At 43.2% G+C, this 15,739-nt stretch carries 14 protein-coding genes; 6 read left to right on the top strand and 8 right to left on the bottom strand.

Features of this window, described 5'->3' with window-relative positions; genetic code table 11:
* Positions 1–296 precede the first annotated feature (296 nt).
* Positions 297–1,919, top strand: coding sequence for an NAD(P)/FAD-dependent oxidoreductase (locus tag K4039_RS01300; RefSeq protein ID WP_265233310.1), 1,623 nt, complete (start codon positions 297–299; stop codon positions 1,917–1,919).
* A gap of 339 nt (positions 1,920–2,258) precedes the next feature.
* Here K4039_RS01300 and K4039_RS01295 read toward each other — a convergent pair whose 3' ends face one another.
* Positions 2,259–2,810 carry an acireductone dioxygenase gene (locus tag K4039_RS01295; RefSeq protein ID WP_265233309.1) on the bottom strand — a complete coding sequence of 184 codons (552 nt, stop codon included), beginning with the start codon at positions 2,808–2,810 and terminating at the stop codon, positions 2,259–2,261.
* Positions 2,811–3,362: 552 nt separating this feature from the next.
* On the opposite strand from K4039_RS01295, the gene K4039_RS01290 reads away from it, so the two are divergent.
* The 3 genes from K4039_RS01290 (at position 3,363) to K4039_RS01280 (ending at position 5,769) form a co-directional block, all read left to right on the top strand.
* Complete coding sequence (locus tag K4039_RS01290) at positions 3,363–4,328, top strand: M48 family metallopeptidase (RefSeq protein WP_265233308.1); 966 nt, start codon at positions 3,363–3,365, stop codon at positions 4,326–4,328.
* Between the two features lie 242 nt (positions 4,329–4,570).
* A complete protein-coding gene (locus K4039_RS01285) occupies positions 4,571–4,975 on the top strand; it encodes a DUF4359 domain-containing protein (protein WP_265233307.1) in 405 nt (134 codons plus the stop codon).
* A 233-nt stretch (positions 4,976–5,208) separates the two neighbouring features.
* Positions 5,209–5,769, top strand: coding sequence for a TerD family protein (locus K4039_RS01280; RefSeq protein ID WP_265233306.1), 561 nt, complete (start codon positions 5,209–5,211; stop codon positions 5,767–5,769).
* Positions 5,770–5,884: 115 nt separating this feature from the next.
* On the opposite strand, the gene hpsP is transcribed toward K4039_RS01280, so the two are convergent.
* The gene (gene hpsP / locus K4039_RS01275) at positions 5,885–7,168 is read right to left on the bottom strand and encodes a hormogonium polysaccharide biosynthesis glycosyltransferase HpsP (protein ID WP_265233305.1); all 1,284 of its coding nucleotides are present in this window, start codon (positions 7,166–7,168) and stop codon (positions 5,885–5,887) included.
* Positions 7,169–7,267: 99 nt separating this feature from the next.
* Here hpsP and K4039_RS01270 point away from each other — a divergent pair, with 99 nt between their 5' ends.
* Both K4039_RS01270 and K4039_RS01265 read left to right on the top strand, forming a co-directional pair.
* Positions 7,268–8,560 (top strand): ATP/GTP-binding protein, encoded by a 1,293-nt coding sequence (locus K4039_RS01270; protein ID WP_265233304.1) that lies wholly within the window; start codon positions 7,268–7,270, stop codon positions 8,558–8,560.
* Positions 8,553–9,182 (top strand): RloB family protein, encoded by a 630-nt coding sequence (locus tag K4039_RS01265; RefSeq protein ID WP_265233303.1) that lies wholly within the window; start codon positions 8,553–8,555, stop codon positions 9,180–9,182. The genes K4039_RS01270 and K4039_RS01265 overlap by 8 nt, the downstream gene beginning before the upstream one ends.
* A gap of 189 nt (positions 9,183–9,371) precedes the next feature.
* Here K4039_RS01265 and K4039_RS01260 read toward each other — a convergent pair whose 3' ends face one another.
* The 6 genes from K4039_RS01260 to glmM form a co-directional block, all read right to left on the bottom strand.
* Positions 9,372–9,551, bottom strand: a complete 180-nt coding sequence (locus tag K4039_RS01260; RefSeq protein ID WP_265233302.1) for a hypothetical protein — start codon at positions 9,549–9,551, stop codon at positions 9,372–9,374.
* Complete coding sequence (locus K4039_RS01255; protein WP_265233301.1) at positions 9,548–9,895, bottom strand: hypothetical protein; 348 nt, start codon at positions 9,893–9,895, stop codon at positions 9,548–9,550. The genes K4039_RS01260 and K4039_RS01255 overlap by 4 nt, the downstream gene beginning before the upstream one ends.
* Before the next feature lie 43 nt (positions 9,896–9,938).
* Positions 9,939–11,108, bottom strand: a complete 1,170-nt coding sequence (gene hpsO, locus K4039_RS01250) for a hormogonium polysaccharide biosynthesis glycosyltransferase HpsO (protein ID WP_265233300.1) — start codon at positions 11,106–11,108, stop codon at positions 9,939–9,941.
* Positions 11,109–11,145: 37 nt separating this feature from the next.
* A complete protein-coding gene (hpsN, locus tag K4039_RS01245; RefSeq protein ID WP_265233299.1) occupies positions 11,146–12,120 on the bottom strand; it encodes a hormogonium polysaccharide biosynthesis glycosyltransferase HpsN in 975 nt (324 codons plus the stop codon).
* Between the two features lie 18 nt (positions 12,121–12,138).
* Entirely contained in the window at positions 12,139–13,773 is a 1,635-nt protein-coding gene (locus tag K4039_RS01240; protein ID WP_265233298.1) for a glycosyltransferase family 39 protein, read from the bottom strand.
* Between the two features lie 361 nt (positions 13,774–14,134).
* A complete protein-coding gene (gene glmM / locus K4039_RS01235) occupies positions 14,135–15,595 on the bottom strand; it encodes a phosphoglucosamine mutase (RefSeq protein ID WP_265233421.1) in 1,461 nt (486 codons plus the stop codon).
* Between the last annotated feature and the right edge of the window lie 144 nt (positions 15,596–15,739).

Raw genomic sequence — 15,739 nt, 5'->3', positions numbered from 1 at the left:
CATAACCGGGTTTTGGACGAAAAAAACCCTTTTTAGCTACCAGTGCATATAGCGTTTCTCAGAAAGATGAGGTATGCTGAGTTATGCTACAACCCTTACAATAGCAAGCTTTTTATGTCAAAATTCGTACCTCACGAATGTGAGAAAGGCTATAATTCTTAAATACTTTTATTAGACTGATTTTAGTCTATTTTTCTACTGACAACAGACAACAGTTAACAGACAACAGTTAACAGACAACAGTTAACAGACAACAGTTAACAGTTAACAGTTAACAGACAACAGACAACTACCATATGTTACGAATAACCGAAATCAAACTTCCCTTAGATCATCCTGAAAGTGCGATCGCCAGCGCCATAGTCAAAAAGCTGCAAATTCTCCCCGAAGAATTGCTCAGCTATAGCATTTTTAAGCGCAGCTACGATGCTCGCAAAAAAGCAGAAATCCTCCTTGTCTATATTGTGGATGTAGAGGCAACACAGGAAAAACAACTTCTCCAACGCTTCAAAAAAGATCCTCATGTGATGGTAACACCAGACACGAGTTATCGCTATGTAGCGCAAGCCCCCAGCAATTTGACGATTCCCCGCCCCATTGTGATCGGTACGGGGCCCTGCGGTATCTTTGCAGGGCTGATGCTGGCACAAATGGGATTTCGCCCCATCCTTTTAGAACGCGGCAAAGCAGTGCGCGATCGCACAGTTGACACCTTTGGATTTTGGAAGAAAAAAATCGAATTTAACCCAGAATCTAACGCTCAGTTTGGCGAAGGTGGTGCGGGTACTTTTTCCGATGGAAAACTCTACAGCCAAGTTAAAGATACCCAGCATTACGGGCGCAAGGTGCTAACGGAACTCGTGAATGCGGGAGCTTCACCGGAAATTTTATATATTAATAAGCCGCATATTGGTACATTTAAGCTGGTGGGACTTGTCCAAAGTATGCGGGCAAAAATTGAATCGTTAGGCGGAGAATTTCGTTTTCAAACTCGTGTCGAAGATATCCACATCGAAAATGGCAAAGTGCAGGGAATTACCACAGCCAGCGGAGAATATATTGCGAGTAATCATATTGTTTTAGCGGTGGGACACAGCGCCCGCGATACTTTTGAAATGTTATTTTCGCGCGGTGTTTACATCGAGGCTAAACCTTTTTCTATTGGTTTTCGGGTGGAACATCCGCAGCAGTTGATCGATCGCTGTCGTTTTGGCGATCGCGCGGCCCACAAACTTTTAGGTGCCGCCGATTACAAACTGGTGCACCATTGCCAAAATGGCCGTTCTGTTTACAGTTTCTGTATGTGTCCCGGTGGTTTGGTAGTGGCGGCTGCATCGGAACCGGGGCGACTTGTCACTAACGGGATGAGTCAATATTCTCGCAATGAACGCAATGCTAACAGTGGGATTGTCGTGGGTATCACGCCGGAAGATTATCCCGGTCATCCCTTGGCGGGAATTGAGCTTCAACGTCGCCTAGAAGAACGGGCATTTGAGTTAGGAGGTGGCACTTACAACGCGCCGGGGCAGCTTGTGGGAGATTTTTTAGCGAATCGCCCTTCGATCGCGCTAGGAAGCGTGCAGCCGTCTTATACGCCGGGAGTTGTGATGACTGATTTGAGCGAAAGTTTGCCGGATTATGCGATCGCCGCCATCCGCGAAGCACTTCCGGCTTTTGACAAACAGATTAAAGGATTTGCGATGGATGATGCGGTTTTGACTGGGGTGGAAACGCGCACTTCTTCACCAATTCGGATTAAGCGCAAGGAGGATTATCAGAGTTTGAATACAGAAGGTCTTTATCCGGCTGGGGAAGGTGCGGGATATGCGGGTGGAATCCTGTCGGCGGGGATTGATGGAATTAAGGTAGCGGAGGCTGTGGCTTTGAGTATTTTGCAATCTTCAAATCACAAAATTTAGATGTAAGTTTAAATTTAAAAAACCTCAATAAAAGTGGTTCGTAGTGAGGACTTCAGTCCGCATAAAATCAGAGTTGTAGGGTGCGTCGCTTGCGATAAATCTCTGAATAAAATTCCACAATCTGATAGCGACGCACCTGATATCTGCAATCGCCCGAATAAGGTGCGTCGCCCGTGCAATTGTCGATTTAATGCGACGATTGATCGCAGGCGACACACTCTACGACTACTTATACAATTCAAGTTTAATTTGCCATCTGTAAGGTTCGTCGCCATGAGATTGTCGAGAGAATTTAGGGATTAATCATGGCGACACACCCTACGAATACTGCGAACCTTTTCAAACAGTAGCTAAGCGCGATCGAATTTCCGTATCCGTGTATTCCGGCGTCCAGCCAGTCGTAGTGGTAAAATATCGCACAGCTTTAACTTTCCGGGCCGCTGTCAAATAAAACCAGTGTTCCGTATTCGCCGGTACGTTGATAAATTCTTCCGGCTGCACAGTGAGCTCGACTTGGCTGCCATCTGGCCGCACGAAGCCGAAAATGCCCTCGCCTGCTACGATATAACGCACTTCATCGTCAGCGTGGATGTGGCACTTGTTGAATTTGGACAGCATGGTGTCGATGTTGGGAATATCTGGGTGCAGTACGATTAAGTCGCGCTCTTGATAGCCTGCGGTTTCCTGGAGTTGTTGGAAGTAGCCGTCGAGGGCTTGCAGGATTTGCTCTTTTTCGGTGTCGCTAAGCGCATCTTTCGCTAACAAATTGTGAATTTCTGGACTCTCACCCACTGGCCAGCGGTTGAGTTGAATGTTTAAGGGAGCGAGTTCGCGGGTAATGTCGCTGAGTTGAGTGTAGGTTGTACCGTTTTCGTGTCGCAGGATAGCCATTTTTGCACGTTCCAATTTTTGGCGTTGACATACTCACTGTCCTAAAGGCGCAGTGATTCTTAACGCTTCACAGACCGACGCTTGCAAGCAAGTCTTATCCAGCCTCTACGTTCGTTTTAAGTCTCCCAATGCCCTATGGCGACTATCGTTTTTGTAGCTCAAGTAAAATACTTGATTGCATCCAAGGTCGGATTCCACCGTTGCCCTTTCTGCTTCCCCTGTTTCTGATCGCAACTTTGACAGGACTTTCAACCTTGTTATTTGTTTTGAAGTATCTTAAATCCGGGCGGGTCAGTGACCATCAATATCTTAACGCAAAGCCGTCCTAAAAGGACGGGGTTTTAGACCCAATTTTCTGATAAACAGACACGGCGAAATACCTTTGTCGATCGCGCCTGCCGCTGAAAAACCATTTTAACTCTGATTTGCACAGACACCAACGGCCTGTTCGACAAGAGTTCAATTTTGTCGCGATAAGATTGATAAGTTAGGTGTCTGTCTGCACCGGGCGATCGCCATACTGACCTTTTTCATGTAATTTTTGCAACAACTATGCCTACTTATACTGGAATTTCTAGCGAAGCATTTCAGCATCCGCTCGATCGCCAAGCCGAGACAGCATTACGCAGCGTACCTGGATTTGACTTAATTGCCAGCAAATTTGTAGAATTTGTCTACGAACGACCGCAATTCGTTTACCTAATGGGAAATAGCATCCAAGTCGGCCCGCGCCAATATGCCAGCATTTATCACATTTTTCGGGAGTGCGTGCAGGACTTAGATATTTTTCCAGAACCCGGTTTGTTTGTTTCTCAAAATCCCGCCGTTAACAGCTATGCTCTCGGAAAAAATCAGCCCTACATAGTGTTAAACACAGGTCTTTTAGACTTGTTGGACGAGGCAGAAATCAAGGTAGTGCTGGCTCACGAGTTGGGACACATTAAATGCGGGCATCCAACTTTAAATCAAATGGCGATGTGGGCGATGAGCATTGCATCGACAATTGGTGAGATGACTTTTGGGCTGGGAAATATTGTCGGTAGCGGTTTAATTTTTGCTTTTTATGAGTGGCGGCGCAAGGCGGAATTGTCGGCGGATCGGGCGGCTTTGTTGGTGACGGATGATTTGAACGGGGTGATGAAGACGATGATGAAACTTGCGGGAGTTAGCAGTAAATATGCTGACCAATGCAGTTTGCAAGAGTTTATCCGCCAGTCTGACAATTATCAAGAACTCGATCGCGACAATCTCAATCAAGTGTATAAATTTTTACTTTACAACGGCGGCCAAGGTGTGATGCTGAGTCACCCTTTCCCGGTGGAACGTTTGCGGTATTTGCGAGATTGGGCGAGTTCGGAAGAATATCGCCAAATTAAGCTGGGAAACTACAAGCGGGCTGTGGCTGAGGGTGCGGTTGATGTGAAGTCCCAAACATCTAACAGTGAGACGGAGGCTTTGCGCCGTCAGATTGAAGAATTGCAGCGGGAGATCGATCGACAAAAATCTAACCAAAAATAACTTTAGTGTGTGCCGCAAGCACCTAGCGGCTATAATTAGCGCCTTCAACCACTGTTTGCGTAAGTCTGGGAAAATTTACCGGATTTGGGTGAGGGAGGAAAGTATAAGGAAGACAGGCTAGTGAGAGACTTACTCGCAACTGGCCTCCAATCTAAAAACTGTCCTCTCCTTTCTGAAATCTGTTTCTGAGGAGGTGTAGTTTAAATTAAGATCAGCTTATAACTCAACCGGGCTAAGAAAAAATGATTATTGATAAAGCCATGAATACTAACAAACCAACTTCTAATTTTTTCGGTAATGTGGGCAAAGTTGCGATCGCCCTAACTGTTCTGGCTGCTGGCATGGTATTTACAAATCCTCCGAGAGACAAATACCTAACTTATGCTTCCGGCGTGCTCGAAACCGAGTTTAAAAACACTGTGCGCAATGATTCTCGCGTACCCAAAGCTTTGAGTGGCGTTGCAGAGACTTTGCTGACTTCGCAGCGCGGATCGATCGAACACTTGCTCGACAATACAACGGAACGTCAGAACTTAGGCATTGTCAGCATTTACACAACTCAACTGGGCAAAAAAAGCTATCAAACAGTTGGAGCTTTTGGGAATTTTGTTACCCTGCCACCTAGTTCTGAAAATGCTCAAAAGTAGAGTCAAATTAAGTTCAATTGTAGAAACCGGGTTTTGGATAAAGCCCGGTTTTTACTTACGTAATTTTATGTAAGTCAATCTCAATAAATTCGGATACAGGCAGCACATATTTTTAATCAAGCCCGCTCTGAGACGCAAAATATTAAGTTTTATTAAAGATGAAAAGTTCTTGTGCCACTTAATATTAACATTGGTACTATAAAAGTTTATGTTTGACAAATAAGCAGATGGCAATGCAATTAAGTAAGGGTGAGAGATTTAATATCTCTAAAGAAGCGCCGGATTTAAAAAAAATGGCGATCGCCCTCGGTTGGCAGTTGACAGAGGCAGGAAAAAGCTACGAGATTGATGTCTCTGCGTTTATGCTAGGTGCTGACGGCAAAGTACCTAACGATAAATATTTGATATTTTACAATAATCTGCAATCCAGTGACGGTTCGGTACTGCAATCGATTCCTGAAAACAACAACCCAGGTAAAGAAAATAAGACTATTTACGGCGTTATCTTAGAAAAAGTTAATCCTGAAATTGTGGAAATAACTTTTGTTGTCACTATTCACGAAGCACAGAAAGTTAATGCAAATTTTAGCAATATCATAAATTCTTTTGTCAAGATTGTCAATTTGGATACGGGAATCGAACTTGTTCGGTATGAATTAAAAGAGAATTTTACGCGAGAAACTGCTATAGAATTTGGTCGTTTGTATAGAAAGAATGGAGAGTGGAGATTTCAGGCGGTAGGAGAAGGATATCAAGCTGGATTGCAGAGTTTTGTTGACAAGTATTGTAGCTGAAATAGCAATAACACTGCTTCAAAGCAGCGATGCCCAAATATCGCCGACAGATTCTGATAGCAGCAGCACAAAAACTCGCCGCAGGAAAAGAAGTAAAAGGTAAATTTCAGTTACGTTAGTTAATCGATGCCAAAATGTGCTGGTAAGCTTCGATGGTTTGTTGGGCGATCGCCTCCCAATTGTAGTGCTTTTTGGCATAAGCTTGCGCGTTCAAGCCCCGGCGCTGGCGTTCCTGTGGTGCCAGGAGTGCTGATTTGATCGTGGAGGCGATCGCCCCTACCTCCAGAGGCGCAACCCACCCAGCCTCTGCTTGCTGGATGTCGTCGGAGATGTGTACGCGATCGGAAATAGCAACAGGTACACCAGCCGCCATCGCTTCTGCTACAGCAATACCAAAGTTTTCATAATAGGAAGGCAACACAAATAAGTCTGCCTTTCTCAACACTTCCGCTTTTAAATCACCGCTAACAAAGCCAGTGATTATGGTAGATTTTCCTAAACTTAAACTTTGTATTTTTTGTTTAATTTTTGTTTCATAATCAGCATCTTGCGGATTGGAGCCTGCCAAAATAAAATGAAATATTATGCCATCTTCTAAAACACTTTCCAGTGCCGGGATAAGCAAATCTAATCCTTTTTTTGGTTCGATCCGCGACATAAATAATATGATTGGTATTTCAGAATTCCGCAATAGTTCAGGAGAAAAATCTGCCGTCACTCCCAATGGAATCACCAAATCTAGTGACAAAAAATCTTGTGGCACAGGCATCTTGCCTGTGCTATCCTGTGGCACAAAATCCTGTGGCACAGACATCTTGCCTGTGCTATCTTGTGGCACAAAATCCTGTGGCACAGGCATCTTGCCTGTGCTCTCCAAACCAAATCTTTCTGAAATTTTAGCTTCTTGTTTGCTAGTGAAATGAATTGCTGCCGCACCTGCCAAATTAGGGCGTTCTAAAAGTGCAGCATAAATCTGTTTCAAGCACTTTTTTTTCTGCAAATCTGCGGGATCAAGCATACCGCAGGGACGGATAATATACGGCAACTTATGATATCGGGCAATTGTAGCAGCGAAAGTAGTTACTGGCGAAAACAAAGCGTGAATGTGAGCGAGGTCAAATTGTTCGATATTTTCATTCAACCACTGTAATAAACTCAGGGAAAACTTATATCTACGAAACGGAAAACAGCGGAAATAAATAATCTGATAACCGTTTTGTTTGATTGGTTGATTTAATGGCACATCTAAGGGAGGTTGACCGATATCTCCATTAGAATCTGTGGTGATAATTGTGACATCAACGCCTTGGGAAGCTAGGGCGGCCGAAAGTTCCAATACCATTTGACTCGGGCCGCCGTAGACGAGGGAAATTGAGGGAATAATTTGGATAATTCGCATGATTACCACTTGTTATTAGTTGGGGTAGCTTGTTGTGTTATTATAGAAATAAGTGCAAGTTTTGCACCTTATACTAATTTAGGCGAGCGGAGGCACTTTATGCTGATTGGATTCAGCGTAGGTAACTACAAATCTTTTAAAGAAACTGTCACCCTCAGCATGGTAGCTTCGTCAATTACTGAGGACGATCGAGAGCTTGACGAAAACAATCTCTTTGAAATTGAGCGTAGTAAATTAAAATTGCTTAAAAGTGCTGCTATTTATGGAGCCAATGCCAGTGGCAAAAGCAATCTTGTTGCTGCCCTGCGCTTTATGAAGTGGTTTGTCCTCAACTCATCCAAAGAAACGCAAGTTTCAGAGGCGATCGATATTGAAGCATTCAGGCTAAGTACAGAGACAGAAAAAGAGCCATCCTTCTTTGAAATCGTTTTCCTGCTCAAAGGCACTACCTTTAGATATGGCTTTGAGGTAAACACTGAGCAGGTGGTTTCTGAGTGGTTGTTTCAAACTGATAACAATGCAGAAAAACTTCTTTTTGAACGGGATTTTGACAATTTTATATTAGATGATTTCCCGGAGGGGCAAGGCATTAGCGATAAAACCAGAAGTAATGCTTTATTTCTTTCTGTTGTTGCACAATTTAATGGTAAAGTTTCTGGCAAAATTCTGCTGTGGTTCAGTAAAACTTTGCAATTGATATCAGGCTTGCAAGATACACAATACCGCAAGGAAACTTTAGACTCTTTTGAGAACGATCGCCACAGGCATGATATTATTGAATTCATCAAAAAATTAGACTTGGGTATTGCTGATATCCAAATCACAAATCAACCTGGATTTATTCTTTCCAATAATAAGGTATTATATGCTAGTTACTACGGCGGTAGTTTATCTCTTAATCCTGAAAGCAAACCAACCGTAAAAACAGTTCATCGAAAATATGATGCTGACGGTAAGCAGACTGCTATAGAAATATTCGATATCGAAAAACATGAGTCTGAGGGAACAAACAAATTGTTTGCATTAGCAGGGCTGCTTCTCGATACTTTGAGGACAGGAAAAATTTTATTCATAGATGAACTTGATGCCAGACTTCATCCGCTGATTACTCGCGAATTAATCTGCTTATTCAATTCTAATGAGACTAATCCGCACAACGCACAGCTTATATTCACGACACACGACACAAACTTGCTCAGCAGCAAGACTTTTCGCAAGGATCAAATATGGTTTACCGAGAAGGACAATAAGGGGGCTACTGATTTGTACTCTTTGGTGGAGTATAAAGTAGGAAAAAATGCCTCATTTGAGCGCGATTACATTATTGGTAAGTATGGCGCTATCCCTTTTATTGGTAATTTTAAAGAACTTATAGGTGAACTTCATGGGTAAAAAAAGTTCGTCTGGAAGAAAGATTGATTACTATAACCGAAAAGTTAAAAGTAGAAAATGGTTTTTAATTGTGTGCGAAGGTGAGAAAACAGAACCAAACTATTTTAGAAGTTTTCCGGTAGACACAAAGGTAATTAAGCTGGATATCAAGGGAGAAGGGAGAAACACGAGGAGTTTAGTAGAAAAAGCTATTGAGTTGAAAAATGACTCAGAATACGACGAAACAGACAGATTTTGGTGTGTGTTCGATCGCGATATTAACGGTAAAAATTCTCACGACGCGCAAAATTTTAATACAGCTATGACTCTTGCCAAAAATAACGGCATTAAAGTAGCTTACTCTAATGATGCTTTTGAACTTTGGTATTTACTACACTTCCATTTTTATAATACTAGAATTTCTCGCAAGCATTATCAAAATATGCTAACCAAGTTATTGGAACACGAGTATCAGAAAAACAGTGAGACGATTTACGAGGAACTCAAAAGCAAACAGCAGGATGCGATTAAACACGCAAAACGGCTTTTATTGGAATACGATCGCCCCAATCCTGAAAGTGATAATCCTTTGACAACAGTGCATCTGCTAGTGGAAGAACTTAACAGTTTTATTCCTGATTGATGAATGATTTTAGCACTAGATACATCTGATTACCAAAAGACCTCACAAACCCGGTTTCTTGCGTGATTTATCGTGACTCGTCGCAAAACTCGTAGGAACCCGGGTTTAGGGAAATTGAGGGAATAATTTGGATAATTCGCATGGAGGATCGTTTTTTACATCAACATACCAACATCTCCCATTACAAATTTAATTATCTGGAAAAGGCTGCCCGTTTAGCTGTTCAGCTTCCTCTCTCTTGGTTGCTGTAATTTGGGTATTGTGAGATATTTTCTTGGAAAATTCATACATTTCACTGGCTTTGGCTTCAGCAGCTTTCACAATTTCAAGAATTTCCAGCAGTACGCTTTCATCTGGTAATTGTTTCATGACAATACCTCTAATTTTTCAATTACTTTTTCGAGCATCATTTTAGATTCAGGAGCTATACGTAGCAAGGCTGCTAAATAATCTCCTGCTTTTTGAACATCTGCATCGGGAACACCAGCCATCAATATATTGCTCACAATGTTCTCTGCTTGTAAGCGAGTACCTATTACACAGAATTGAAAATTAGTTATCGAAGAAAAGTATTGCATCAGTATTTCATTTTCTGGAAAAAGAGACATTGCTGTTCTAAGTGCAAAAAGTCCCTGCGTTGCAAGGCTCTCGGTATCGTTTAGTACCTCGTAGAGCTGCTCAACCAAAGGTCGTATTTCGGAAGGAATAGACATTTGCAACAGTTGTGATTTGATACTTGGATTATACTGCTAAAAGTTACAACAATTCTTTGTAAAAGTCTAACAACTGCTCAGCTAAGGCTTGATTTGTATAATTGGTCATGGCTCTATGATAACCCCGATCGCCCAAATCAGCCGCCAACTCCGGCAACTCCATCAATTTCTGCAAACACTCGCGCAAAACCGCTGCATTTCCCTCCGGGAAGACTAAGCCCGCATCACCGATGACGTGGGGAATTTCCCCGCAGTCGGAACCGATAACCGGGATTTTACACGCCATCGCCTCAATTAAAACGTGACCAAATTGTTCTTTCCAACCCACAGTAGTCAAAGTTTTGAATTTATAGCTGGTTTGCGAGGGTAATACCAAGCAGTTCATTAGGTTGATATATGCGGGAACCTCTTCGTGGGAAACGCTTTCTACCCAGATTATTCGGTCGCTGATGCCCCATTTAATCGATTTTTCGACAATTTGCGATCGCAATTTCCCTTGTCCTACTAACAGCCACTTCCAAGGGAGTTTTTTCAATCCCGCCAATGATTCAGCTAAAGTTAATAGTCCTTTTTCTTCGACAAATCGCCCGACAAATCCTACCACAAAATCGGTCGGTTCAATGCCTAATTTTAGCGATAAATCAGCGTCTTTACCAGTGCGGCGAAACAAAGTTTCATCTACTCCGAGTTGCGGCATTACTGCCATCGCACCTGTGTAGCCCCGCTGCCTCAAAATTTTAGATCCGTCTAGGTTGCCGACAATAATTCCGTCAGTGTGATTGAGATTGTAATTTTCTAAGACTGAAACGGGCCACTTCAATTTATAAGGCAGGTTCCACCAGGTAAATAATATATTTTTGGCTTGGAGTTTGAGTAATTTATTGAGTATAATTAATTGGGTGTAGGCTAGGGATTTTGAACCCTGTTCGACTTGGATAATCTGCGGCTGGAATTCCTGCAATAGTTTAATTATATCTGTGCCAAATGTTAGCAATCCTTGATTGTTTTGACTAAAATTGGATATGGGAACTATTTTAAATGAGCCTTTTTGATAAAATTCGGTTTCAATAGTTTGATTTTGTACGCCTCCGGGTTTCCAGCGTCGCGGCACTACAATTGTTACTTCAATGCCTGGTTCTAGGTTGGCTAATATTTTATATTTTTCCCTATTTATGTCAACTATATAGGTGTGGCTGGCAACCAAGATTCTCATTGTTCAGTCATTGGTAATTGGTAGTTGATAATTGTAATTATTTAAGGTTAATGTGATCTTGATGAGTGTAAATTTGTCCGTCGTTCCAGAGGGACTGAATTAATGTATTGATGGCGCTAATCAAGCCGAGGATATAAAAAGTAAGTCGAACAATAATTTTAATGGGCGATCGGCTTTTATGACAAGGTGGCTTCCCCAAAACGTGGCAGTCAAAGAGTTTGGCGAAAAATCGCAGGCATTCAAAGGTCGTTAAATTTTTCAATCCCATCAGAAAGTGGTTGTGATAAAATGTGACTTGATATGCGATCGATCGCGTGCTGACATCGTGACATCCGCCGCTCTCCTCCCCCAAATGAACTAAACAGGCATTGGGATCGTACCAAATTTTCATGCCAGTCGATCGCAATCTCAAACAAAAATCCGACTCCTCCCGCACCGCACTCCCTACAAACCGCTCATCAAACGTCAAACCCCACTCGGCAAAAACCTGCCTGCGAAACGACATATTACAGCCTCTAGCCGAGAGCACCTGCTGCGCTTTGACTGTATGCACCAAATCGATAAAATACCAAGCAATGCCCGCATCCATCGCTTCTGGGGGCAAAAAGTCGATCGCCAAATCACCTCCAGAAAAATCCAATTTCATTCTGTCAAATACCCTACCCGCCACACAACCCACATCCGGTTTTTCTAAATAGTTGGCAGCGTGAGCAGCTAAAAAACCATCCGGCAATTGTACATCATCATCAAGAAATAAAATAATCTCTCCAACTGCGCGTCGCACGGCATAATTTCTCGCCGCCGGCAAACTCGCCCAATTTACCCGAAACCACCGAATTTTTCCCGCATTTGCCAATTCCTCTAAATAAACTTGAGTTTCCGATTCGTGGGTACGAGTTTGATCGATTACCAACACTTCAAAATTCGGGTAATTTTGCCGAATCGTATCAGCCAATGTCTCTCGCAGGGGTTGCTCGCGATTGTAGGTAGGTATCACAACAGAAATCATCATTCGCAGTTGCCACTTTTGTTATTTCTCTAAACGCCAAAGCCACACATCGCCCGGTTTGTAAATTGGTATGATTTTATATTTTTGCACTTTTTCTAGTTCAAATTGCAATAGTTCGGTGCTTCGGTAGATAAATACATCGCTAAAACCATCCGGGATTTTGACTTGCTCTGGTTTAACTGCTAGTAAAAGCTGTGTTTGTGGCTTCAGTAAATAGCTGATAGACATTATTTTTCCGGTAAGGTTGTTGCCTCCGTGACTAATTAATAAAGGTTTTTGGGCTTGATTGACAATCGCTGCTACTTGGGGATTGTATTTAGTGCTAGAAGGATACTTGTTCCACCAAAGTTGTGATTGTGAGCTAACGGCACAAGAAACTATTTCACTTGATATTAGGGCTATTAAGCCGAGCTGCCACAGCTTTTGTTGTCGGGGATTGGTGGCGGCTACAATTTTAGCGGTAAACAGGTAAGCCACAGCTAGCTGAATTCCTAAAATATAGGGAACTAGATAGCGATCGGCGACGCCTCCTACTGCTATCAATACTATCGCTGTAATTGCGATGGCTGTCAAGACAAACAGCCAAACTCGCTTGGGAGTTGAGTAGCAAATGAAGTAGATTGAATATACGATCGACAACATTAATATAACTGCTACAATTAGTCTCGGTAAATCATTAATATTATTCGCACCTAATTTAATTATTCCGCCTGCCCAATGCGTGTCAACAAAATTACGGCAGGTGATAAGAATCAAAGATTTAAGTGAAGACATGACCGAGAGAGAAAGACGGGGCAAGCCTACTGTGGCAGCGATTTTGGGCGAGTTATAAACTAATACAAAAATCCAAGGTAAGAAAATGAGTGTTGCTGCCGCTGAAGCTAGTAAATAAGCTATTAATGTTTGGCTAACACGCCAATTTTCATTGATAATTACGTAGATACCGTGGGCTAATATTACTATAAAAAATAATAAACTACAATACAGTCCTAGCGTCAGGGCGATCGCATAAATAGACCAAACAGCCTTGCTCAATTTAGATCTTGATTTAAATGTGGCGGGATTTTTTTGTAGGGCGATCGCCCGCAGCAGCATCGCATTCGACAGCAAGACAAGGACTGCAAACATCATGTACGGTCTTGCTTCTTGCGCGTACAAGACGTGAAACGGCGACACAGCGGTGATTGTCACAGCAACCCATCCCACAGAAGTAGATCGAAATAATTCCCAGCATAGCCAATAAATGCTGGGAAAAACTAGCAAACTAATCCAAGCGGAAAGACTTCTGACAGTCGCCACTTGCGGGCCGAACAACTGCACCCAGAATCTGGCTAATATAAAATACAGCGGCGGTAATTGAGGTTCTTCTGTAGCTAAACCTTTAACAGTATCCAACCAACTTTTTTCGGAATTTATTTGCTGATATTTTTGCTGCAAATCGGCGACGCTAATTATTTTTCCTTGAAAATCTTGCTGTACCATTTCCGTCCAGGTATAGCCAGAAATTCGCAGCGACGTGATAGATTCGTCGAAAGAGTAGACTTTGTGATCGAGGTTTGTAAATCTAAAAAATATCCCAGTTATTAATATGATAACAATTAAAAGTTTTAACGAAGTTCGATGCACCAGCCCATTTTGAATTGATTTGCTGTTCATAAAATCAAAAATGAGGAAATCAAGAAAGAAGGATTTAGTTGTTTAGTCTAGAGGGAATCAGGATGAGGGAATAAGAATGAAAAATTGGTTTCAATATTCCCTATATTTCTCTAGAGGATTCTTGCCATTTGTGTCAACTTAATCTCAAGCTTAATATTAGCCTAATGTTTATTGTCGAGGCCTAGATATCCCTGGAACCCCTTAATAAGGGGGGACAAGAATATTCTCAAAGTTCCCCGACTATCCGGGGAATTTAGGGGGATCAGGCCTCGGCGATAAACGAGAAATACAAAGGATTTCCGACTTAAGTTGACACGATGAAGGCTTCTTCCCTCTTCCTTCTTCCTTCTTCCTTCTTCCATCAAATAGCTATGTGTTTCTGAACAGCTAAGACTAAATTTTCAGTCCAGAAATTAGCCAATTCGGCGTTGGCAGCTTCCACCATAACTCGGATCAGGGGTTCAGTGCCAGAAGCGCGAACCAAAATCCGTCCCTGTTCTCCCATTGCAGTGTTAGCACGATCGATCGCCTTTTGCATGGGTTCGCACTCGTGCCATCTTAGCCGTTTTTCGCGATCGTCCACCCGCACATTTACCAGCAACTGCGGATAAGTTTGGAAACTGCCGCTGACCAATTGCGCTAAAGATTCCCCGGATTGGCGCACCAGCGAAGCTATATGCAAAGCTGTCAGCAAACCATCGCCACTGATACCGAAATGCGGACAAAGAATGTGCCCCGACTGTTCGCCGCCCAACATCGCACCCGTGCGCTGCATTTCAGCATGAACGTGCTGATCTCCCACGTTCGTTCTAGTTAGTTTGCCCCCCAATTCTTCCCAAGCTCGCTCGAAGCCGAGGTTAGCCATTACAGTAGAAATAATTAAATTATCCGGTAACTGTTCGGAGTCGCGCAACTGCCGGCCCCACAGATAAAGAATGTAATCGCCATCAATCGATCGACCTTTGTTGTCAACACCCAAAACTCGATCGGCATCACCGTCAAAAGCAAATCCCAAATCAGCATTGTGTTCCAAAACCGCCGCTTGCAAACTTTCGAGATGAGTAGAACCGCAGTTAACATTAATGCGAGATCCATCTGGAGAGTTGTGCAAACAGATCACATCCGCCCCCATTTGCTCGAACACCGCCGGCGCTAAACCCGCCGCCGCCCCCCAGGCCAAATCCAAAACCACCCGCATTCCCGACAAATTCATCTGTTGCAGCGAATCAGAGACAGAAGCAGCATAATCTTTCACCAACTCCTGGCGGTGGTAGTGTTGTCCCAAAGCAAAACTAGCAACCGGAACCTTAGCCCCCCGGATTCCCGCTTCGATTTGTTCCTGCAACTGCTGCGACAGCTTAGAGCCGTTTGAGCCAAAAAACTTAATCCCGTTATCTTCTGGGGGATTGTGAGAAGCCGAAATCATCACACCGCCGACAGAATCCGAAATGCTTGCCAGATAAGCAACGCAGGGAGTCGGACACAATCCCAAATTCCACACTTCCAAACCGGCGGCTGTCAAACCCGCTGACAGTGCCATTGCCAGCATATCGCTGGAATTCCTGCTGTCTTGCCCTAAAATAACCGGGCCCTGGTTGGGGGCATTTTGGCGCATAATTTGTCCAGCCCAGAAGCCAACTTGCAGGGCTAGGGGTGCATTCAGCAATTCTCCAACTTTCCCGCGAATGCCGTCTGTGCCAAAGAGTTTAGTATTTGGTAGGGAGAGGCTATTTCCCAACAGAATACTATCGCGTTTGGCTGGCTGTACTGAGTTAGCAGCCGGAAATTCGCTACCACGATGGCGCGAAGGTGTCTGAACCATATTCACTCCTTTAGGAATATTCACACTCACACTTTGCAACTTATGTTACAACTGAAAGTCTTTATTTTCAGCGTAAACTCGATTTATTTCGGGGATTGCTCAGTTCAGTTGACAATAAGACGGCGGTTGAAACCGCGTCTACAC

This window comes from Lyngbya sp. CCAP 1446/10 (assembly GCF_026130175.1).
Classification (GTDB): Bacteria; Cyanobacteriota; Cyanobacteriia; order Cyanobacteriales; family Microcoleaceae; genus Microcoleus.
Note: the sequence above shows the minus strand (reverse complement) of the source record. Positions and strands in the feature narration are given on the sequence as shown.